This is a genomic window from Myxococcus sp. MxC21-1 (assembly GCF_032612255.1).
In the GTDB taxonomy this organism is placed as follows: domain Bacteria; phylum Myxococcota; class Myxococcia; order Myxococcales; family Myxococcaceae; genus Myxococcus; species Myxococcus virescens.
This window is the reverse complement of record NZ_CP123278.1, coordinates 3018893-3039732: the sequence shown is the minus strand read 5'-3', so window position 1 is coordinate 3039732 and position 20840 is coordinate 3018893. Positions and strand designations below refer to the sequence as shown.

The 20840-nt window shown below is 69.9% G+C and carries 17 protein-coding genes, 2 tRNA genes and 2 pseudogenes; 6 read left to right on the top strand and 15 right to left on the bottom strand.

Going from position 1 to position 20840, the window contains the following annotated elements; genetic code table 11:
• Positions 1-39 precede the first annotated feature (39 nt).
• Positions 40-1359, bottom strand: coding sequence for a nucleotide sugar dehydrogenase (locus QEG98_RS14065; RefSeq protein ID WP_316567888.1), 1320 nt, complete (start codon positions 1357-1359; stop codon positions 40-42).
• Between the two features lie 67 nt (positions 1360-1426).
• Positions 1427-3418, bottom strand: a complete 1992-nt coding sequence (locus tag QEG98_RS14060) for an alginate lyase family protein (RefSeq protein WP_316567887.1) — start codon at positions 3416-3418, stop codon at positions 1427-1429.
• A gap of 305 nt (positions 3419-3723) precedes the next feature.
• On the opposite strand from QEG98_RS14060, the gene QEG98_RS14055 reads away from it, so the two are divergent.
• Positions 3724-4740 (top strand): sensor histidine kinase, encoded by a 1017-nt coding sequence (locus tag QEG98_RS14055; protein ID WP_316567065.1) that lies wholly within the window; start codon positions 3724-3726, stop codon positions 4738-4740.
• 12 nt (positions 4741-4752) lie between these two features.
• Here QEG98_RS14055 and QEG98_RS14050 read toward each other — a convergent pair whose 3' ends face one another.
• The 8 genes and pseudogenes from QEG98_RS14050 to QEG98_RS14015 all read right to left on the bottom strand — a co-directional run bounded on the left by QEG98_RS14050 (position 4753) and on the right by QEG98_RS14015 (position 11932).
• Entirely contained in the window at positions 4753-5076 is a 324-nt protein-coding gene (locus tag QEG98_RS14050) for a response regulator (protein ID WP_316567064.1), read from the bottom strand.
• Positions 5073-6131 carry a chemotaxis protein CheA gene (locus QEG98_RS14045; RefSeq protein ID WP_316567886.1) on the bottom strand — a complete coding sequence of 353 codons (1059 nt, stop codon included), beginning with the start codon at positions 6129-6131 and terminating at the stop codon, positions 5073-5075. Before QEG98_RS14045 ends, QEG98_RS14050 begins: the two co-directional genes overlap by 4 nt.
• Before the next feature lie 308 nt (positions 6132-6439).
• Positions 6440-7297, bottom strand: coding sequence for an Hpt domain-containing protein (locus QEG98_RS14040; RefSeq protein ID WP_316567063.1), 858 nt, complete (start codon positions 7295-7297; stop codon positions 6440-6442).
• Positions 7298-7306: 9 nt separating this feature from the next.
• Positions 7307-7890, bottom strand: a pseudogene (locus QEG98_RS14035) (chemotaxis protein CheW).
• 4 nt (positions 7891-7894) lie between these two features.
• Entirely contained in the window at positions 7895-8278 is a 384-nt protein-coding gene (locus tag QEG98_RS14030; protein WP_011552752.1) for a PleD family two-component system response regulator, read from the bottom strand.
• On the bottom strand, positions 8275-9891 hold the full coding sequence (locus tag QEG98_RS14025; RefSeq protein ID WP_316567062.1) for a methyl-accepting chemotaxis protein: 1617 nt from the start codon (positions 9889-9891) through the stop codon (positions 8275-8277). The genes QEG98_RS14030 and QEG98_RS14025 overlap by 4 nt, the downstream gene beginning before the upstream one ends.
• Positions 9892-9912: 21 nt before the next feature.
• On the bottom strand, positions 9913-11370 hold the full coding sequence (locus QEG98_RS14020) for a CheR family methyltransferase (protein ID WP_316567061.1): 1458 nt from the start codon (positions 11368-11370) through the stop codon (positions 9913-9915).
• Positions 11367-11932, bottom strand: a pseudogene (locus QEG98_RS14015) (chemotaxis protein CheW). Before QEG98_RS14015 ends, QEG98_RS14020 begins: the two are co-directional and overlap by 4 nt.
• 244 nt (positions 11933-12176) lie before the next feature.
• Here QEG98_RS14015 and QEG98_RS14010 point away from each other — a divergent pair.
• Complete coding sequence (locus tag QEG98_RS14010; protein WP_316567060.1) at positions 12177-14234, top strand: TonB family protein; 2058 nt, start codon at positions 12177-12179, stop codon at positions 14232-14234.
• Here QEG98_RS14010 and QEG98_RS14005 read toward each other — a convergent pair.
• Genes QEG98_RS14005 through QEG98_RS13990 form a run of 4 tightly spaced genes read right to left on the bottom strand, consistent with a single transcriptional unit; the run spans position 14195 to position 17387 of the window.
• Complete coding sequence (locus QEG98_RS14005; RefSeq protein WP_316567059.1) at positions 14195-14992, bottom strand: HAD-IB family hydrolase; 798 nt, start codon at positions 14990-14992, stop codon at positions 14195-14197. The two genes, QEG98_RS14010 and QEG98_RS14005, sit on opposite strands and share 40 nt — an antisense overlap.
• The gene (locus QEG98_RS14000; protein ID WP_316567058.1) at positions 14973-15923 is read right to left on the bottom strand and encodes a myxosortase-dependent metalloprotease, MXAN_2677/MXAN_2678 family; all 951 of its coding nucleotides are present in this window, start codon (positions 15921-15923) and stop codon (positions 14973-14975) included. Before QEG98_RS14000 ends, QEG98_RS14005 begins: the two co-directional genes overlap by 20 nt.
• 25 nt (positions 15924-15948) lie before the next feature.
• Positions 15949-16836 carry a myxosortase-dependent metalloprotease, MXAN_2677/MXAN_2678 family gene (locus QEG98_RS13995; protein WP_316567057.1) on the bottom strand — a complete coding sequence of 296 codons (888 nt, stop codon included), beginning with the start codon at positions 16834-16836 and terminating at the stop codon, positions 15949-15951.
• Positions 16833-17387, bottom strand: coding sequence for a hypothetical protein (locus tag QEG98_RS13990; RefSeq protein ID WP_316567056.1), 555 nt, complete (start codon positions 17385-17387; stop codon positions 16833-16835). Before QEG98_RS13990 ends, QEG98_RS13995 begins: the two co-directional genes overlap by 4 nt.
• Positions 17388-17474: 87 nt before the next feature.
• Here QEG98_RS13990 and gltX point away from each other — a divergent pair, with 87 nt between their 5' ends.
• The 4 genes from gltX (at position 17475) to QEG98_RS13970 (ending at position 19721) form a co-directional block, all read left to right on the top strand.
• Positions 17475-18914, top strand: coding sequence for a glutamate--tRNA ligase (gltX, locus tag QEG98_RS13985; protein ID WP_316567055.1), 1440 nt, complete (start codon positions 17475-17477; stop codon positions 18912-18914).
• Positions 18915-18972: 58 nt separating this feature from the next.
• Positions 18973-19380 carry a hypothetical protein gene (locus QEG98_RS13980; protein WP_141589069.1) on the top strand — a complete coding sequence of 136 codons (408 nt, stop codon included), beginning with the start codon at positions 18973-18975 and terminating at the stop codon, positions 19378-19380.
• Positions 19381-19449: 69 nt separating this feature from the next.
• Positions 19450-19520: transfer RNA gene (locus tag QEG98_RS13975), tRNA-Gln, on the top strand.
• Between the two features lie 129 nt (positions 19521-19649).
• A tRNA-Glu gene (locus QEG98_RS13970) sits at positions 19650-19721 on the top strand.
• Between the two features lie 145 nt (positions 19722-19866).
• Here the strand turns inward: QEG98_RS13970 and QEG98_RS13965 are convergent.
• The gene (locus QEG98_RS13965; RefSeq protein ID WP_316567054.1) at positions 19867-20838 is read right to left on the bottom strand and encodes a response regulator; all 972 of its coding nucleotides are present in this window, start codon (positions 20836-20838) and stop codon (positions 19867-19869) included.
• Positions 20839-20840 lie beyond the last annotated feature (2 nt).

The window sequence follows — 20840 nt, the reverse complement described above, 5'->3', positions numbered from 1 at the left end:
GCCCGGAGGGTCGGTTTCCGGGCGGGCGGCGAATGACTGTCAGGCCTTCGTCACTTTCTCACGACCCTTGCTGACGCCCTTGGTGGCGTTGCGCGTGTCGACGACGACCTTCGCGCGGTCCACCAACATGGCGTAGTCGATGTCCGAGTGGTCCGTGAGGATGAGGACCGCGTCGTACTGGCCCAGCGTCTCCGGCTTCAGCGGCACGGACTTCATCTCCATGTTGAAGCCGTGGCCCTTGTGCAGCTCGGGGACGTACGGGTCGTGGTACGACAGCTCCGCGCCCTTCTCCGCCAGCAGCGTCATGACGCGCAGCGAAGGGCTCTCACGCATGTCGTCGATGTCCTTCTTGTACGCCGCCCCCAGGCAGAGGACCTTCGCGCCGTTGAGCGTCTGCTTGTTCTTGTTCAGCGCCTCCATCGTGCGCTGCACCACGTAGTACGGCATCTGCCAGTTCACCTCGCCGGCCAGCTCGATGAACTTGGTGTGGAACTCGTACTCGCGCGCCTTCCACGTCAGGTAGAACGGGTCGATGGGGATGCAGTGCCCACCGAGACCCGGGCCCGGGTAGAAGGGCATGTAGCCGAAGGGCTTGGTGCTCGCGGCCTGGATGGCCTCCCACACGTCCACGCCCATGCGGTCGCAGAGCATCTTCATCTCGTTGACCATGGCGATGTTGACGCAGCGGAAGATGTTCTCCAGCAGCTTGGTCAGCTCCGCCACGCGGGTGGAGGACACCGGCACCACTTCCTTCAGCGCGCTGCCGTAGAGGGCCGCGGCCACCTCGGAGCACTCGGGCGAGTAGCCACCGACAATCTTCGGAATCGTCTTGGTGTTGAAGCTCTTGTTGCCCGGGTCCTCGCGCTCGGGGCTGAATGCCAGGTAGAAGTCCTTGCCGGCCTTGAGGCCGTTCTTCTCCAGCAGCGGCTTGAGCACCTCCTCCGTCGTCCCCGGGTACGTGGTGGACTCCAGGATAAAGAGCTGTCCAGGACGCACGTGCGGCGCGAGCGCCTCCCCCGTCTGGATGATGTAGCTCATGTCCGGCTCACGCGACGCGGTGAGCGGCGTGGGCACGCAGATGATGACGCAGTCCATGTCCTTCGCCTTGGCGAAGTCCGTGGTGGCCTTCAGCTTGCCCGACTTGCTCAGCTCCGCCAGCGGAGCGCTGGGGATGTGCTTGATGTAGCTCTCCCCCTTCTCGATTTTGTCGATCTTCCGCTTGTCGACGTCGAGCCCCATGACGGGGAAGCCCGCCTCCGCGAACGCCATCCCCAGCGGAAGACCGACATAGCCAAGCCCGACCACACCCACCCTCGCGTCCCGCTTCTTGATGCGATCCAGAAGCGGGCTGCTCACCATCACCCTCATCGTCCTCACCTCTCCTGATGCGACGTGCCGTTAAGACGGTCACGCCCCGACCCGACACTCAGCGGAAAACGACCACCCACCTCAACCACGCCGGAGGCGCCACCTGCCCCCGGAACTCCACCGCCAGCGACGGCACCACCCGCCCGTACCCTGGCGAATACTTCGACGGCACCAACCGCGCCGTCAGTCCCTTCTCCAGCACCACCCAGGCGAGCGGGGCCCCTTCCGGCCCCAGCTCCACCACGAGCGGCTCGAACGACACCGGCTCCTCCATCACACGACCCGCGCGTGACAGGACCTGCACTTGAGGCGACACCACTCGCGCCTGTTCATCTGGCAGATGGAATCTGCCCACCACGTCATGCCGGCCCGTGCCCACGAAGCGATCACGTCCGGCCAGAGCGCGCTCGCCCCGGTCCAGCCGGAACGTGCGCTCGATTCCCACGGGCGCGGGCAGCCGGCGGTAGCCGTCATGCCGCACCAACAGCCTGTCCACCGACTTCCCCGGCAGGAAGGCCACCACCCGCGCCCGAGCCTCCTCCGGCAGCGCGAACAACCGCGCCGAATCCAGGGGTGCCTGCTCCGCGCCATCCACCTGCACCGTGTTGTGCGCGGCCGTTCCGCGGAACCAGTTCCGCAACGCGGGATCCCGCGTATAGGTGCCGGTGCCCGGATCCACGATGACGGGACGCCCGTCGACGTGGAGCTCGAAAGAGAGTTTGTCGTTGTGGCTGTGTCCCCCGACACCGCCTTGTCCCTGCTTGCCGGCGCTGACAGTGATAACGACACCCGCGCCGCGCAAGATGTGAAAGCCACCCTCCGGAAAGCTCACCGACACGGGCTCCGGCGCGGGCGTGAGCGCGGCGAAACGCGCCTGCCCGGCGCGCCCCAGCAGCCACGCGGCCTCGTCCACGAACTCGCCGCCGCCCAGGCCCGCATCGCCGAAGAGCGCCGCGCCCAAGCCCACCAGATAGCCGTGCGCGTTGTCCTCGCGATCACGCAGCGGGAAGACACGGCCGGAATCGTTGTCGCCAATCTGTGGCGCCAGGCCCTGCTCGGAACACCACGCGCGCACGGCGTGGAACATGCGACGCAGCCGGGACTCGTACTTGGGCCCCAGTGGCACCCCCGCGCCGCGCGCGGCGAGGTACGCCAGCGTGAACAGCTCCACGGACAGGCGATGATAGGGAATGGAGCCCTCGAAGGACGTGCCCTCGAGGTGCACCTGCTTCTCCATCTGTTCGCGCAGCCCTCCCACCGCCAGCGACACCTGCTGCGGCGCGCCCGGCAGCTCCGGGAAGAGCAGGCCCACCACCAACAGGCCCACGTAGTTGGAGACCAGGTGGTTGTTGGGCACCGCGCCGCGATCCTCCAGGTGGGCCTCCACCCAGGCGGAGTGCTCGGCCAGCGCGCTCAGCACCGGCACCAGGAAGTCCGGCCGGGCCACCGCGGGCGCGGCGGAGAACATGGCCAGCGCCTGCGCCAGGTTCGCGGCGCGCAGCGCCACCTCCATGGCGCACGTCCAGTGCACGCCCTGCCCCACGGGGTTCGCCTGGAGGAAGTCCAACACCTGCGCCACGAAGGCATCCGCCAGCCGCGCGCGCACGTCAGCAGCCGTCTCCACCCAGTAGCCCTGGCCCAGCGCCACGACGCTGTCGAGCCGGCCCATCACCCACGGGTACTTCGGGTCGCTCCCCGTCACGGCGAGCGACAGGCGCTCCACGGGCTCCACCGGATAGCGGTGACCGCTCACCGGATCCAGGGACCAGTCCACGGGGCGGCCCTCGCCGAAAACCACCGGGGTGCCGAAGACGTCCCACTCCTGGCGAAGCGCGGCCTGGGCACGGGCCCTCGCGCGCTCCAGGCCGCCGGGCACCGCAGCGAGCGCCTCCAGCACCGACGCGCGCTGAGAGACTTCACACCAGATGCGTGAGCTGCGCTGGCCCAGCGCCAGCTCCACCAGCTCCACGCCATCCGTCGCGCCGTAGCACTCGAGGAGCTGCACCTCGTCCGCGCGCTCGCGCCGACGATAGAGTGCCTGCCGCGCCACACCTTGGACACGCCGCACAGCGCTGCGCGCCAGTCCGCCTGGTGCAAGTCGAGCGATCGCCGCGTAGTAATCGAGAGTCCCCATTCGCCCCTTCCGCCACCCGTGACGGATGCCGTTAGCAAGTGCCTGGCCAGGAGCTATTTCTTAGGAGTTGAGCGGGGTTGCGCGGCGCCTCCGTCCCCCCTGACGGTAAAAAGTGGGGGGCTCACACGCCCTGAAGGGAAAAGGATTTCCGATTCGCGGGCGTCCGGCGCCCTCCCTGGGCAGTGTTGCGGCGCGCGCGTGGCGTGCCCATACCTTCCCGCGTGCTGGCAGGTGCTTGGACGGGGTGGCGCATCGGCAACGCGTCCGATGCAGGGGTGGAACAGGCGCTCGCGGAGGTTGCCGAGCGTGCCTTCCGCTGTGGTGCTCGTGCGGGATTGGAGTCCCTGGTACGCGAGGCCCAGCGGATGACGGGCGCTTCCGGAGCGGCTTTCTATGACGGACGCGTCTGTGTCGCGGCGACAGGGGTCGTCACGGCCACGCGCGCCCGGGGAAGGATGCGTCGTCGGCCGGCCCTGGTGGTGTGGCCCGAACGGCCCACCGGCCGGGATGCGCGGGTGCTCGCGCGCATGTCGGCGTTCGGCACCGTGCTGCTCGCGGCGCATGCCCGGGAGTCGGACGCGGCGGCGCGGCACGTGCAACTGCTGAAGACGCAGCGGCGATTGGAACGGCGGGTGGTGAACCAGGAGCACCGGCGCTCCCGGGCGTCACACGACCTCAGGACACCATTGATGGTCATCAAGGGATACGTGGACATGATGCTAAAGGGAACGGCGGGCGGACTGACGGCCCCCATCCAGCGCTACCTGGAGCGGCTGCGCCGCTCGGCGGACGACCAGAGCGCCATCATCGAACGCCGGCTGGCGAAGGTGCAGGACGAGGGCGTGGAGGACCTGCGCCCCCTGCTGCGCACGGCCTTCATCCCCGCCGCGCGCGGTCAGCGCATCGTGGACACGACGATGACGCTCCCGGACCGGCCCGTGGCCATTCCGGGCTCCCGCGATGACGTGGAGCTGCTGGTGCGCGCGCTGGCCCGCGCGGTGGCGGCGTCGGGCGCGCCCACGGCGGTGCGCGTGGAAGCCGCGGGGGACGCGGGCGTGTGGCAGCTGCGCGTCAACATCCGCGGCGGCAAGGCGCTGCCGGAGAAGACGGTCATGCTGCTGCGGCACCTGACGCAGCGGCTGCGGGGCGGCCTCTCGTTGCCGGAGGAGACCGGCAATGGCTGGGTGGTCCACCTGCCGGTGGATGACACCGTGCCCGTGGCGCCTCGCGAGTCGTGAGGCGCGGCGCCGTCAGGACACGGGCAGCAGCTGGCGCACCAGCTCCAGCAGGCGGCCTCGCTCCACCTCGCGCTTGACGAGGTACCCGTCCGCGCCCGCCTCCAGACCGGCGGCGCGGTCCTCGGGACTGTCGAGCGACGTCACCAGGATGATGGGCGTGCGGTGCAGCTGGGGGTGCGACTTGATTCGCCGCGCCAGGCCCACGCCGTCCAGCCGGGGCATCTGCCAGTCGCTGACCACCAGCTGGCAGGGCGTGCGCTCCAGGATGCCCCACGCCTCTTCACCGTCCGCCGCGGTCACCACCGGGTAGCCGGCAATCTCCAGCAGCGACTTCATGGCGAAGCGCGTGGTGAGCGCGTCGTCACACACGAGGATGCGAGGCCGCGCCGTCTCGCGAGCCACCGAGCGCGTCTCTGGCCGCGCCGCGCGCACCAGCTCCGCCGCGTTGAGCACTGGCACCACGCGGCCGTCGTCCAGCACCGCCGCGCCCGCCGGTGCCGCACGCCCTTGAGGTGGCGCCCCAGCGAGCGGACGACAATCTCCTGCTGCCCCACCACCTCGTCGATGGCGAACAGCACCTTGTCCTCGCCCACCGTCAGCAGCGCGGCGGCCTGCACGTTCCCGGAGTCCAGCGCCAGCGGCAGCCGGGGCAGGCCAATGGCCTCCGCCAGCGGAAGGAATGTGAGCTGCTCCCCATCCAGCCGCGCCACCACGCGGCCCGCGACGGTGCCCACGTCGTCCGGGTTCAGCCGGAGGATGCGATTCACGCTGTCGGAGGGAATGGCGGACACCGTGGTGCCCGTACGCACGAGCAACCCCAACGCCGCGGCCAGCGTCAGCGGCAGGTCCACGGTGAAGCGCGTGCCCCGGCCCGCCGTGAAGGCCACGTCCACCGAGCCCTGGAGCCGCTGCGCCGTCGCCTGCACCACGTCCAGACCCACGCCCCGCCCGGACGTCGCGGACACCTGCTCCCGCGTGGAGAAGCCTGGCTGGAAGACGAGCCGCGCCGCCTGCGCGTCCGACAGCTTCTCCGCTTCATCGGCCGACAGCAGCCCCCGCCGCACCGCCGTAGCGCGCACCCGGCTGGGCGACAAGCCGGAGCCGTCATCCTCCACCACCACCGCGATGCGCGACCCCCGAGGCTCCAGCCGCACCGTCAGGCGCCCCGCTTCGGGCTTGCCCGCGGCCCGCCGCTCCTCGGTGGACTCCAGGCCGTGGTCGATGGCGTTGCGCACCAGGTGCAGCAGCGGGTCCTTCAGCGCGTCGAGGATGCGCCGGTCCAACCGGACCTCGCCGCCCGACAGCTCCAGCGTCACCTGCTTGTCCAGCCGCGCCGACGTCTCGCGCACGGTGCGCCGCAGCGGCTCCAGCACCTGCGAGGCCGGCACCATGCGCAGGTCGCGCAAATCATCGCGCGCCACCTGGGCCACCAGCGTGAGCTGCTCACCGTCGCGGTGCGACTCCTTCGTCAGCTCCAGGAGCTGCTTCTGCAGTCCGCGCATCTGCGTCACGCCCGCGCGGAGCGGCTCCAGCGCGGGACCGCCGCCCGCCATCGCGAGCTGCGACGACGCGCGCTCCAGGTGCATCAGCACCTCGCGCATGCCGTCCATCAACACGCGGTGCGCCGCGCCGCGCCGCGTCTGCTGCGCGCGTCCGGCCAGGAGCAGCTCCACCTGGAGCGCGATGGACTCCAGCGTCTTCACCGACACGCGCACCGTCTGGTCCGCCGGTCCGCGGGACTCCGTCGTGGCCGCAGCTCCCGCGGGCCCCTGCGCCGCCGCGCCTTCCACGGGCGCGGGAGACGGCGAGGCGCGCAGCGAATGGACGGCGCGGGCCACCGCCCCTGCGCCCCCTCGGCCTCCAACGCCGTCCGCAGGTCCACCAGCGTGCCAGCCACGTCCGATGCGGCCAGCCCCGCGGAGTCACCGCCCGGCTCCATGCGTGTGAAGCCCAGCGCCGCGGCTTCCGCCAGCGTGGCCACCTTCTGCGCGCCGGCGGACTCGGCGGACGTCTTCAACGTGCGGGCCCGCTCCACCGCTGTGCGCACCACCGCCGCCCGGTCCGGAACATCCGGCGAGCACAGCGCGCTCAACCCCGCTTCGAGGAGGTCCAGCACCTCAAGCCCCTGCGCGGCCGCGCCCGAGGCCGCCGTCTGGGGGACGGCCTCCGCGGACTCGTGGCCCAGGGCGGCCAGCAGCGAGGACAGTCCTTCCACCACGGGCGACTGTCCGGCGTCGCCACGGGCCATGGCGCCTTCGATGGCGGAGAGGCCGCGCAGCATGGCCTCCACCGTGTCGCGGGGCAGCCGCTCCTCCTGATTGAAGGTGGCCAGCCCGTCCTCGATGGCGTGCACCACCTGCTCGATGTCGTCCAGGCCCAGGCTGGCCGCGGAGCCCTTGAGGCTGTGGACCAGCCGCTTGAGCGACGGGAGCAGGTCCGGCTCACGCCCCTGCGCCGGGCCCTCCAACCCCAACACCTTCGACCCGATGGCTTGAATCTGCTCGCGCGTCTCCGCGGAGAACACCGGCCAGATGCTGCGCAAGAGCTGAGGATCCATGGCGCGTGCCTACTCCCCTTCGGGCCGCGTGGCGGACGGGCCCCCGAGCTGCTCCAGGTCCAACACCGTCAGCCGGTCCGGCGTGAGGAACAAGAAGGGCCCGGGCGGAGGCTGGGACAGCTCCGCCTTCGGCAATTCCTTGCGTCCTTCGACGGACTCCGCCGCCAGCCCGAACCCCTCTTCACTGTCATCCGCCTCGACCACCACCACCTTGCTGAGGTCCGACATGCCGCCCCCTCCAGCCCCAGGAGCTGGCGCAGGTCCAACACCGGCACCACGCGCGAGCGGCTCACCAGCGCCCCCAGCACGTGCCGGGGAGCACCGGGCAGCGAGGCGATGCCGCGCGCTTCAATCACGTGGTCCACGTGCTCGATTCGCACCGCATAGCGTTCTCCGCCCACCTGGAAGGCCAGCACCGAGAGCACCTCCTGGCGCTCCTCGTGGCGGGATTCGGCCAGGGCCCGAGCACGGGCGCTGAGCACCTCGCGACGCTTCTCGGGGCTCACCCCCTGCTTGCCGTCCAGCAGCGAGTGCGCCTCGGTGAGCTGGCGTCGCAGCCCCGTGGAATCAATCTTGGCGTCGTCCTTCGACATGCGCTCAGTACCGGGTCGCGGGGAGCTTCAGGATGTCGCGCACCTTCGAACGAAGGTCGTCCACGGACACCGGCTTGTTGAGGAAGGCGCTGGCACCCACCAGCTTGCCCTTCTGCCGGCTCGCGTCGTCCTTCAGCGACGTGAGCATCATGAAAGGGGTGTCGTGAAGTTGCCGGTCCGCGCGGATCGCCGCGCACAGCGCGAAGCCGTCCATCTCCGGCATCTGCACATCGGAGATGATGAGGTCCGGCTTGAGCTCCCGCGCCTTGGTCAGTCCAATCGCGCCATTCGGAGCGTCGAAGAACTCCAACCCCCACCCCATCAGGTACACCTGAAGAAGGTTGGTGATGGTCTTCGTGTCTTCGACGATGAGCACCTTTGCGTTCATAACTGGTACCTACCCACCAGGTCCGAGAACCGTTTCGAGAGATTGGTCAGATTGCCTGACACCTGTTCGATGCGCCGGGTGCTCTCCACCGAGTCTCCCATGGCGGATGTCAGCTCGCTCATCGCCGTGGAAATCTGCTCCACGCCAATGGTCTGCTGACGCGTGTTGCCGGCAATCTGCCGCGCCGCGCCCGACGACTCGCGGATGACCTCCGACAGGCCCAGGATGGTCGTCCCCGCTTCGCGAGCCAGCTCCATGGCCGCCTGCGCCCGGCGGCTGCCTTCCTCCGTGGCGCTGACGGCCTGCCTCGTCCCCTTCTGCACTTCGTTGAGCAGGCCGCGCACCTGCTCCGCGGCGATGCGGGACTGCTCCGCCAGCGTGCGCATCTCCGTGGCCACCACCGCGAAGCCCCGGCCATGCTCCCCGGCCTTGGCCGCTTCAATGGAGGCATTGAGCGCCAGCAGGTTGGACTGCTCGGCCACGTCCTTCACCGTGCCGATGATGTCGCCAATCTGCATCGTGCGCTCGCTGAGGTCGGTGATGGACAGGGCAATGGCCTTCACCTGCTCGCCGAGCTTCTCCATGCCGGCGACGCTCTCGCTGACGACCTGCTGCCCCTCCGCGCTGAGGGCTTCGGACTTCTGCGTCTGGGAGATGACCGAGTCCGCGTAGGCCGTGGCCTGCTTGGACGTCTGGGCAATCTCCGCCACCGTGGTGCTCGTCTCATTGATGGCGGAGGCCTGCTGGTGGGCCATGGCCGACTGCTGCGTGGAGGTGGCCAGCACGCCCGCCGCCTCGCGCTCCATCTCCGCCGCCGCGCTGCGCAGGTCCTGCAGCAGGTGGGAGAGCGCGTCCGTCATCACCGCGAAGCTGCGCGCCACGTCGCCAATCTCGTCCGAGCCCTGGAGGTCCACCTGCTGACGCAGGTCCCCCGCCGCGATGCCCGCCGCCGCGCGCGCCAGCCGCTCCAGCGGCACCACGAGCATCCCGGACACCAGCCATGCCGCCACCATGCAGGCCACCAGCACGAGCAGGCTGATGATGGCCGTGAAGCGCGTGGCCTCCCGCAGCGTCTGGCTCAGCCCCTCCTCGTGGAGCGCCAGCTGGAGGGTGCCCAGGTGCGAGGTGGAGCCCGCCGCGAGCACGGGCGCCGTCGTCTCCACCAGGCCCGTGCCCTTCACGGACCTGCGGCGGAGCACCGAGGCATCGCCTTCGACGGAGGCCGGAGCCTGCGCCTCGCCGACGTAGCGCTCCGCGGCGGCCTCGCCCAGGAGGACGCCGTCCGCGTCATGGACGCGGACATAGGCGACCTCGGGCCCCAGGCTCAGCGCGCCCTGCACCAACTCCTGCAGCCGCTCCGGGTCGCGCTTCGTGCTCAGCATGGGCGCCAGCGTCTTCGCCAGCTCCACACTCACCGAGTTGGCGCGGCGGGACAGGTCGTTGCGAAGCGCGTCGCCCATCTGCATCCACGTCGTGGTGATGAGGATGACGGCCACCAGCCCCCCCGTCGCCCCGGTGAGCGCGAGGATTTTCATCCGCAGACTGAGCCTGCTCCCCGGCGCGCGGCCCGGCGGTGTCAGGTGCGTCCCTTTGACGTCCACGTTGCCTCCCACCTCGTGCGGAGCGCGCGCCTCTCAGCGCACTCCAAGCCAGCCAGCCTGCTCGACTGGCGCCAGGGCCTGCCTCAGGCCGCCGGCCGTCATCGTCTCCACCCCACGCAGCGGGTGTTCATCATCCAGTCCATCCAGCGCGCGCAGGGCGTTCTGCCGCGCACGCTCCGCGTCCTCGGGCCGATCCATGCGCCCATAGAGGGCCACCAGCGTGGCGTGCCCCAGCGCCAACCGGGGCTCCAGGTACAGCGCCTTGCGAACCGCTTCCACGGCCCCGTTCAGGTCGTCACGAACCTCGGCCACCATGGAGAGCAGCAGGTACGCCTCGGGAACGAGCGCCTTCGCGGCCTCGCGCGCCAGCGCCTCCGCCTCCTCGAAGTGTCCCGCACGCGCCGCGATGATGGCGCGCTCCAGGGCAGGAACCTCCTCGGCAGCGAGCGCATCCACGGCCACCGACCGCGGCACGGCCGGAGTGGCGGCGTCTGGCGTTGGCGCGGCCCGCGCGGGGCGCGACGTCCCGGGCTCGCTCAGAGATGGACGCCCCTCCGGCACGCGCGCGCGGCGCGCCCTTGAATCGTCCAGCGCCTGAGGCCACCCGGCTGGAGGCACCGGCGAGGCCACCTGATTGCGGCCCATCCCCAGGCGAGGAAGCCGCGCCTCCGGCGTCGCCGCGCGAGGCGCACCCGGCGCGGGGACCCGAAGCGCCACGCTGCCCTCGGCCTCCACCGTCTCCAGCCCCAGGCCGTTGGTCAGCGGCACCTCCGCCGGAGAGACGAAGAGCAGCCCACCGGGTGCCAGCGCGGAGATGAAGCGCTTCAGCACCTCCCGCGCGAGCTCCGTCGGGAAGTAGATGAGCACGTTTCGGCAGAAGATGGCGCCCAGGCCCATGAAGGGCGGCGGATCCACGGCCAGATTGTGGCGCCGGAACTCCACGGCGTGCCGGACCTGGGGGATGACGGCGTAGTCGTCGCCGTTGGCGACCAGGAAGCGCTTCTCCTGCTCCGGCTCGATGCGGCGCAGGGACCACGGGCCGTACACGCCCTCCCGCGCGCGCTGGAGCGCCCGGCCCGACACGTCCGTCGCCAGGACGCGGAAGCGGCCTTCGGGCAAGCCCTCCGCCATCAAGGCCATGGCGATGCTGTAGGGCTCCTCGCCGCTGGCGCAGCCCGCGCTCCACACCTGGAAGCACGGGGCCGGGTGCGCCTGTGCCAGACGCGCCAGGGTGCGCAGGTGCTCCGGGTGACGGAAGAAGTACGTCTCGCCAATGACGGCGTGCTCGATGAAGCACTCCACCGCCGCGGCCTCGCGCACCAGCAGCTTGCGCAGGAAGGCGTCGGGCTCCAGGCCTCGCGACCGCGCGGCCCGCCCCAGCGCCGTCTCCAGCGAGCGGCGCAGGCTGCGCGCCAACGTCACCCCACAGGCCGACTGGAGGACGTCCTCGACCCGGGCCAGCGTCGCGTCGTCGAGCACGCCCTCGCTCACGGCGCCTCCGGCCCCACGAGCACCGCGGCCGTCCGAAGCAACGGGCGCACGCCTTCGGGCGTCCGGCACAGCCCCGCCATCAGCCCGCTGGCATCCCACGGCAGCGGCGACGTCCCATCCGGCGTCCCGTCCACCAGCACCGGGGACTCCACCAGGTCGCGCACGCGGTCCACCAGCACGGCCACCGTCCGCGCACCGCCGCCGCAGACGACCAGGTGCGCATCCAGGAGGCCTCCCGCTTCACCCCCAGGAGCGCCGCCAGGTCCACGACGACGGCCGGGCTGCCCCGGTAGACGAAGGTCCCCGCCACGTGCGCGGGCGCCCCGGGCAGCGGCTCCAGCTCCACCAGCCGCACCACCTCCTGCACCGTCTCCGCGTCCATCAGCGCACTGGTCCCCGCCGCGTCCACCGCCAGGTACATCCCTGGAAGTCGCAGCTCGCCCGCCAGCGACGCCAGCTCCTGGCGCAGCTGGGCCTGCTCCTCCTCGAGCTGACTCAGCCGCTCCTCGACAGAGAGACGGCGCGACTGCGCGACCACGGAATTGTCTGGTGTGTCTGCCATCAGGGGAACTCCCGCCTGTCACTGAAGCGCGGGATTGGAGCACGCTAGTCTGTCCGACAAAGAAGCGTCAATGCGGGCTAACCGGCATTCACTCTCACACGATTGGCGAGTGATGGCGGCAACGGAAGGCATCAGACGTGCTGGATCGGACAGCCCACTGGTGCGTAGCGCTCGGCAGGTATGGTTTGATGAAGTGCGGCGACACTTCTGGAGAACCGATGTTGCTTGCAGTCTGGGGCTACGAATGATCAAGGGCGACTCGCCGAATCCCGAGGCACCCACTGGAACGGGCGCGGATCCGCTCATCGGGCGGAATCTGAACGGCCGCTTCAGCATCCTGGAACCGTTGGGCATCGGGGGCATGGGCAAGGTCTACCGGGCCCTGCAGGCGCCGCTCGAGCGCGTGGTGGCGCTCAAGGTACTCAACCCCAGCTTCCCCAGCAGCCGGGACCCTGGTTTCCAGAAGCGCTTCCTGCGCGAGGCGTCGCTGACGTCCAAGCTGCGCCATCCCAACACCGTCACCGTCATCGACTACGGGCAGACGGACGACGGCATCTTCTACATCGCCATGGAGTACCTGGACGGCCGGACGCTGGCCCAGGTGCTGGGGCAGGTCGGCCCGCTGGCGTGGTCTCGCGCCATCGCCATCACCCAGCAGATCTGCCGCTCGCTGCGCGAGGCGCACAGCCAGGGCATCATCCACCGCGACCTGAAGCCGGCCAACATCATGCTCCTCAACGAGCAGGATCAGGACCTGGTCAAGGTGCTGGACTTCGGCCTGGTGAAGTCGGTGGCGGCCCCCCAGGAGGGGCAGATCTCTCCTGAAATCACCCAGAACGGCACGTTCCTGGGCTCGCCGCAGTACATGGCGCCCGAGCAGGCGCGCAACGCCACCGACGCGCGCAGCGACGTGTACTCGCTGGGCATCGTGCTCTTCCAGATGCTGATGGGGCGTCCGCCGTTCATCGCGCGCGACCACATCGAGCTCATCTTCGCCCACTACAAGGAAGCCCCACCCACCTTCCAGCAGGTGCGGCCGGACCTCCACATCCCGCCGGAAATCGAGGCGGTGGTCCGCCGCTGCCTGGAGAAGGACCCGGCGCGGCGCTACCAGACGATGGACGAGTTGCTGGAGGGCCTGCGCGAAGCGAGCATGGCCGCGGGCGGCAACAGCGGCATCTTCAAGCGGCCCGGCGGCGCGACGACGACGGGCCCCTACCCGTCCCCCGCGCTGTTCTCCAACGTGGGCAACAACACCGAATCCGGTGACACGCTGGCGGTGGACATCAGCGTGGAGGTGCCCCGGGACGTCAAGCGCGCCCGGCAGCGCACGCTGCTCACGGGTGGCCTGGGAGGCCTCGTGGTGGCGGGCCTCATCGCGGGCGGCGCGGTGTTCTTCATGTCGAACAAGGAAGCGGCACCACCGGCCCCCGCGCCCCAGGCGGAGGCCCCGGCGCCTGTCGCCGCCGCGCCCGCCGCGGAGCCGGCCGCCGAACCCGCTGCCGCCGCGAACGCGGGCAAGGTCCGCTTCAAGCTGATGAGCCAGCCCTCCGGCGCCCGCGTCTTCTACCGGGGCAAGGAGCGAGGCGTCACGCCCTTCACCCTGGAGATTCCGTCGGGACAGGATGGCTCCGTCACGGTGGAGCTGACCTTCGCGATGGAGGGCTACCAGATGGAGACCGTCGTCACGGGCGGTACTGGCGAGGTGGTGCTGTCGCAGAAGCTGCAGAAGCGCCGGGGCGGCGCGGGCGGCAGCCGGCACGTCGAGGTGGCCTCCGTGAGCGCGGACGAGACGGCGGAGGAAGTCGAGCCGGTGGCCACGCCGGGCGGCATGTCCGCGCCGGTGATGCTCGCCCCCACGGCCTCGCCCGCCACGGAGCTCCCTGTCGCGGCGGCCGTCGGTGGCGCCACGGCCGCGGCGGCCGACGCGGCTCCGGCCAAGGGCTCGGCGACCGGGCTCGCGCTGCCGGTCCTCCCCACCGCGGCGGTGGCCTCCGCGCGAGGCGACGTGCTCCCCTACAACGAGGACATGCCTCGCCCGGAGATGATCGACCAGGGCAAGGACATCATCTACACGCGCGAAGCGATGGCCGCGAAGTCGAGCGGCGTGATGATTGTCCGCTGCACCATCACCCAGAAGGGCCGCGTGGAGAAGTGCCGGACCATCAAGTCCGTGGCCCACATGGAGCGCGCGGTGCTCGATGCCCTCACGTCCCGGACCTACAAGCCCATCGTCTACAAGGGCTACCCGGTGAACGTGGACTACACCTTCAGCATGCGCCTGGTGGCACCGCGCCGCTGAGGCTGCATCCCTGACCGCCCCCGCTGGACCCAGCGCGCATCAGGGTCCGGTGGAGGGCACCACGGGAGGCGCGGGGGAACGGCCGGCACATCGCCGCCGGGCGGCACGCCCCAGTCCACCACCGGCCAGCCCCGCTTCCGGGCGTGGCGCCGCAGCCGGTGGTCCGGGTGGACGGCCACGGGCCGCCCCACCACCTCCATCACCGACAGGTCCGAATACGAATCGGTGTAGAAGGCGCATGCCGACAGTGCCACGCCCGCCTCGCGCACATAGGCCTCGGCACAGACGCGCTTGCCCTCGCCGAAGCAGATGGTGCCCAGGGCGCGTCCGGTGTGGAGGCCCGCGCCATCGACCTCGAAGCGGTTGCACAGCACCGCGTCCAGTCCCAGCTCCCGCGCCACCAGCTCCGACAGGTAGCCCGTGGACGACGTCAGCAGGACGAGCCGCTCCCCGGCACGCCGGTGCGCGTCCAGCACGGCCCAAGCCCCGGGCCGATAGAGCGGCCGCACCTGCTCCGCGTAGAACACGGCGGTGCGCTCCTGGAGCGGCTTCGCGGGCGTACCGGCGAGCTGGGCAATCGCGCGCGCGACGGCGTCCTGCATGGACACGAAGCCCAGGTGGTAGCGCGCAATCCAGAGGCTGGCGCGCAACGCCTGGAAGCGGGAGATGTGCCCCAGCTCGAGCTCGCGGCGAATCCACAGCGAGCCCGAGTTGGCGGCGATGAGCGTCTTGTCCAGGTCAAAGAATGCGACGGCCACGCCAGGACCTTTCATCCCGCCATAGGGACGCCGCAGCACGGACCGCACGCCGCCGCACACGCGTCAGGACGAGCGCGGCCAGCCCCAGCCCCAGCGCTACCGGTCCCGGCGCCGCCGCGCAGCCGCTGCCCCGGCCGTCCGCCTTCAACGCAAACCCCGCCCCCTCCCGCACGAAACACTGGGTGGGCGGCAGGTGACGCGGGTAGATGTCACAGAACCCGGCGGCCGACCCCGAGTCGATGACACGCTTGCGCGTCTCCCCCGGCGGCGCGGTGGCCTCCATGGTGGTGCCCGGGACGAAGACATGGTCCAGCCCCACCACGTGGCCAATCTCGTGCGTCATGGTGTTCTGGATGTCCGTGGCCACGCAGTCCACCGAGGGCTCGCGTTCACACACCGGTGAGTCCACCGTGGTGAAGAGGAAGCCGTAGCCCTGTGCCGGCTGGGACGCGTTCAGCTCGATGTCCGAGTCCAACACCCGCCCGTCCCGATAGGAGAACGTGGACGTGGTGAGGCCGATGGTCCCAGGCGGATGCTCCCAGCACTGGTAGACGTTGCCGCACGTCTCTTCGGTCCAGCACGCATCATCCGCCGGGGCAACCTCGTGGCACGACGTCTCCCGGAACGTGATGATGTTGTAGTTGTCCCGGGGACGCGTCTCGTCGTAGCCCACGGCGATGGGCGCTCGCCAGTCCTCGCCCCGGGTGAACCGGTAGTCGCTGCACCCGTCGGAGACGTTCCGCCACGAGTCGAAGGACGCCTCGATGGCCGCCACCTCGGAGTCCCCAGGCGTGCGCGCGCTGCCCGCCGCATCCAGGTGGTAGACATACTCACGCACCGGCCACACCAGGCACAGCGGGTGCCTGGGCACCACGGTGCGGCGGTAGGCCGGCTCCTCCTCCATCTGCGCTTGAGCGGAGGTGGCCAGCACGCGGCCGCGAGCGCCAGCGCCTTCCTCACCGGACCGCCTCCTCGCGGCGGCGGCGGCGCGCCAGCCACAGCGACCAGACGGCCACCAGCGACAGCGCCCCACCCGGCCCCGCCGCGGAGCAGCCTCCAGCCTTGGGCCCCAGTTCGATGGACGTCACCGGGTGGAGGCACGACTGGCTGGCCTGCCCCTGGGGGTAGGCGTCACAGACGAAGCCGCGCGAGCCCGAGTCCACCACGCGCTTGGACACCTCTCCCGGCGGCGCGCTGGGGTTCATGGTGGAGCCGGTGGCGCGCGTGTGGTCCAGACCGATGAGGTGGCCGACCTCGTGCGTGGCGGTGTTCTGCACGTCGGTGGCAACGCACTGGGTCGTCACCGGCGGGAAGCACGTGCCGCCGTTCGCCGTCGTGAAGGAGAAGCGCGCCGCGTTGAAGGAGATGTCCGAGTCGTAGATGATGCCCGAGCGCTCGTCGTACGTGGTGAGGGTGATGGCGATGGTGTTGTCGTCGTCATCCCAGCAGTCATGCGTGTTGGCACACGTGTCGTCGGCCCAGCACGCATCGCTCTCGGGCACCACGGAGTTGCAGTCCCGGGTCCGGAACAGCACCAGGTTGGTATTGGTTCCCTGGCGCCGGTAGCCCACCTGGCGTTCGTCCACGCGCGGGCCTTCCACCAACGTGAGGTTGCCGCACTCGGCGAAAATGTTCTGCCAGCTCTGGAAGGAGGCGCGAATCGCGTCGAACTCGGAGTCGCCCGCCGTGTCCGGGTTGCCGTAGGTGCTCTGGTTCCAGACGATGCGATGGGACGTCCAGTAGAGGCACTGCGTGCCCGTGTCACCCGCATCGACACGGCTGCGGACGTAGGGGTCCACCTGGCCCAGGGTCAGGGCCAACATCAGGGGCGCGAGCGGCATCACGGCGTCTGCTCCCCAAGGGCTTCACGGATGGCGGCCTTCAGCTCCACCAGCGTCATGGACTGGAGCGTGGACGCGGCAGGCTTTCGGGTGACGGGGTCCAACAGCTGCGACTCGGTGGGCTCTGGGACGGCCAGCGCCGTCTTTCCCTCACGCTTCACCTGGAACTTCCCCTGCGCCATGTCGGAGACGCGGAAGGCACGGGGGCCGCGCTTCTGCAGGAAGACCACCACCTCCTCGCCCGGCGTGAAGGACGCCAGGCCGTGCACCACCTGGCCAATGTCCCCCATGCGGCCCCCGGGCTGGGTGACGAGCACCGTGCTCCCAGGCTGGCCCTTGAGCGACTCCGTCACCTGGATTTCGACGTCGGTGAGGATGCGCATCTTGTCGCCGCTCCAGCGGCTCTCCACGCGCCGGACGACCCCGTGGACCACGGTGTCCGCGCCTACCGCGAGCCCGGACAGGTCCACGCGGAGCTGGGTGGTGGCGGTCGCGGGCACGCCCACCAGGAGGACAGCCAGGAGCAACGTGCGAACTACCTGACGAATCGACATACGAGTTCTCCCTGGCCATCCAACTTACTCCAGGAATGCCCCTCCGCGTTGACCCTCCATCCTCGCCCTGCTAATCCGCGCGCCCGTATGCCTCCTGCCCTTCGCGTCCGCTTCGCTCCCTCGCCTACCGGTTACCTTCACATTGGCGGTGCCCGTACGGCGCTGATGAATTTTCTCCAGGCGCGGCGCCAGGGCGGCACCTTCGTCCTTCGCATGGAGGACACGGACCAGGGCCGCTCCACCCCGGAGTCGGTGCAGGCCATCCTGGACGGACTGAACTGGCTGGGCATCGACTGGGATGAGGGCCCCGGCAAGGAAGGCCCCTACGCCCCCTACTTCCAGATGCAGCGGCTGGACACCTACCGCAAGCACGCCGACCAGCTCATCGCCGAGGGCAAGGCCTACCGGTGCTACTGCACGAAGGAGGAGCTCGACGCGCAGCGGCAGGTGGCGGAGAAGGCGGGCGGCGCGTTCAAGTACCCGGGCACCTGCCGCGAGCGGACCGAGCCCCCCGCCGGCCGCAACGCCGCGGACGCCGTCATCCGCTTCAAGATGCCCGCGGGCGACGGCTCCGTGTCCTTCACCGACAAGGCGCTGGGCACCATCACCAAGACGCACAGCGACCTGGATGACTGGGTCATGATGCGGGCGGACGGCATCCCCGTGTACAACTTCGGGTGTGTCATTGATGACCACCTGATGGACATCACCCTGGTCGCGCGCGGCCAGGAGCACGTCAACTCCACCTTCCCGCAGCTCATGCTGTACCAGGCGCTGGGGTGGACGCCGCCCGACTTCGCCCACCTGCCGCTCATCCTGGGCCCGGACCGCGAGAAGCTGTCCAAGCGCAAGCACCCGGAAGCGGACGTGATGGTGCACAAGCGCAACGGCGTCATGCCGGAGGCGCTGCTCAACTTCGTCATCCGCCTGGGCTGGAGCCACGGCAACGACGAGGTCATCAGCCGCGAGCAGATGCTCGAGTGGTTCGACTTCAGCGACGTGGGCACCACCTCCGGCGTGTGGAACCCGGAGAAGCTGCTGTGGCTCAACCAGCAGTGGATGAAGCAGCTGCCGGTGGAGACCGTGGTGGAGCGGCTGCTCCCCTTCCTGGAGGCGAAGGGCATCCAGGCGAAGGGCGACCCGCGGCTGGAGACGCTGGTGCGCACGCTGCGCGAGCGCTCCAACACCCTGGAAGACATCGCCACCACCGCGGCCAACGTCTACTTCCGCTCCGGCATCACCCTGGACGAGAAGGCCGCCACCAAGCATCTCTCCGGAGAGTCCCTCAACCTGCTGCGCAAGGTGCGTGAGACGCTCGCCGCGCTGCCGGAGTGGTCGGTGGAGGCGCTGGACGGCGTGGTGAAGCAGGTGAGCGAGGCCTCCAGCGTCGGCATGGGCAAGGTGGCGCAGCCCATCCGCGTGGCACTCACCGGCAACACCACCAGCCCGGGCATCGGCGAGACGCTGGTGCTGGTAGGCCGCGACGAATCCCTGCTGCGCATCGACGCGGCGCTGACGCGCGGTTGAGCTGTCAAGCGCAGGTAGCGGTGGACGTCCGCAGCGCAGGCCCCTATCTTTCGGACCCATGATGCGTGCCCTTGACAGCCTGAAACGCGGTTTCTATAAGGCGCGCCCGCTCGGAGCGGCGCTGGTGGCGCTCTGGGCGGTTTCAGCGGGCGCCGAAGTCGTCAATGGCGCGCAGTTGCCGGATGGGTCCAAGCGGGTCGGTGAGAATCGCTACCGGTCGCCCAGGGATTTCGATGGCACGCTGGAGTACTACCGCGCGGTCTACTCGACGAGCGGTTACCCCCGCCGGCAGATCGTGAACCAGCCGGGCGTCAAGGCGGTTCACATCAGCAACCCCTCGGGGAAGAACTTCGCGGGGCTGAACATTTACGAGGCGAACGACGAAGTTCGCATCTACATCGTCCCGACCCAGCAGGCAGCCAGGCCCGCCAAGAAGCCGGAGACGACGAAGAGCAGGAAGAAGTAAACGTCGCACCGAAGTTGTTGCAGTCCCGAAGTGGTATTGGTAGAGAAGCGCCGCGGTCGAGCAGGTCCTTGGGGAATCGTCTAACGGCAGGACAGCAGACTCTGACTCTGCTTATCTAGGTTCGAATCCTAGTTCCCCAGCTCGTAGTTCCGCAGTTGCAGTACGCGTTGGTCCGAAGCAACCTGAGCAGGACGAAACAAAAGGGTTGACGAGGGCAGACGAAAAAAGGTAGAAATCGCGGGTAGTTAGCGGCGGTTGAAACAAGTATCGGCCCTGTCGTCTAGCGGTTAGGACGGAGCCCTCTCACGGCTCAAACTCGGGTTCGAATCCCGGCAGGGTCACACTGAGACGCCCACCTTCTGAAAAGAAGGTGGGCGCTTCGCTTTGCGGGCCAGTTGCTGGTGGCGCGAGATGGCGCTCTGCGGGGCCCGGCGCCTCTTTCGAGGCGCGGCCCGCGCGTTCCTGCTCACGATTCTGCGGGGTCCTTCAGGGCAACGGCGCGGCGATGCTCTGCCGGAAGGCGGCGAGCGCCGCGGCGAGCCGATCTTGCGCCCGCTGCACGCCCCGGCGCAGCAGCAACATGCGCACCTTCTCCGGCAGCGCGACGGCGCCCTGGCTGGTGCCGAAGCCCACCAGGTCCATGCGCAGCGTAATCGCCTCCAGCAAATCCCCCAGGTCTGCCTGGGGGCTGGCGAGCAGCAGCACGTCGGGCGGTCTGCGCTGGAGGCGCTCGGCCAGCGTGCGCCACTGGGGGTCGCCCGTCTCCACGATGACGACGTCCGCGCGCTCCAGTTCGGGGGCGTAGGGCGGCAGCTCCACCGCCTCGAAGCCAGCGTCCTGAAGAACGGTGACGGTATTCGCGCTGCCCACGACGGCCACGCGGCCATTGAGGCCCAGGCGCACCGCTTCCTCGTAGGCTCGCAGCTCCGCCTCCAGGGCTTCGTAGGCGAGCTCCGGCGCGTCCTGCCCGGAGGCCAGGAGGGCCGCAGCCTCGCGGGCCACCTCCCGGGCCTGCTCCCGCACGAGCAGGCCCGCCGTCCTGCGCTCCAGGGCTGCGCGCACCTTGGCGCGCAGCACCCGCAGGTCGTCAAAAGGCTTGAGGATGTAGTCACTGGCGCCCGCGGCGAAGGCGGCGACGACGCTTTCGGAGCTGGCGTAGCCGGTAATCATCACCGCTTCCAGGGACGGCTGGAGACGGCGCGCCTCGGCGATGAGCTCCACGCCGCCCATGCCGGGCAGGTTCTTGTCCGTCACGAGGACGTCGAAGCGCTGCTCGGCCAGCAGCGGGAGGGCGTCCTCCGCGCTCGCGGCCAGCGTCACCACCAGGTCGGCATCTCGCTCCAGAAGGCGGGCACAGATGTCCAGCACGACGGGCTCGTCATCCACCACCAGCACCGTCGAGGCGAGCGTCCCCCCTTCCCCTCCTTCACCCTCACCGGTTTCGAACGGGAACTCCATGG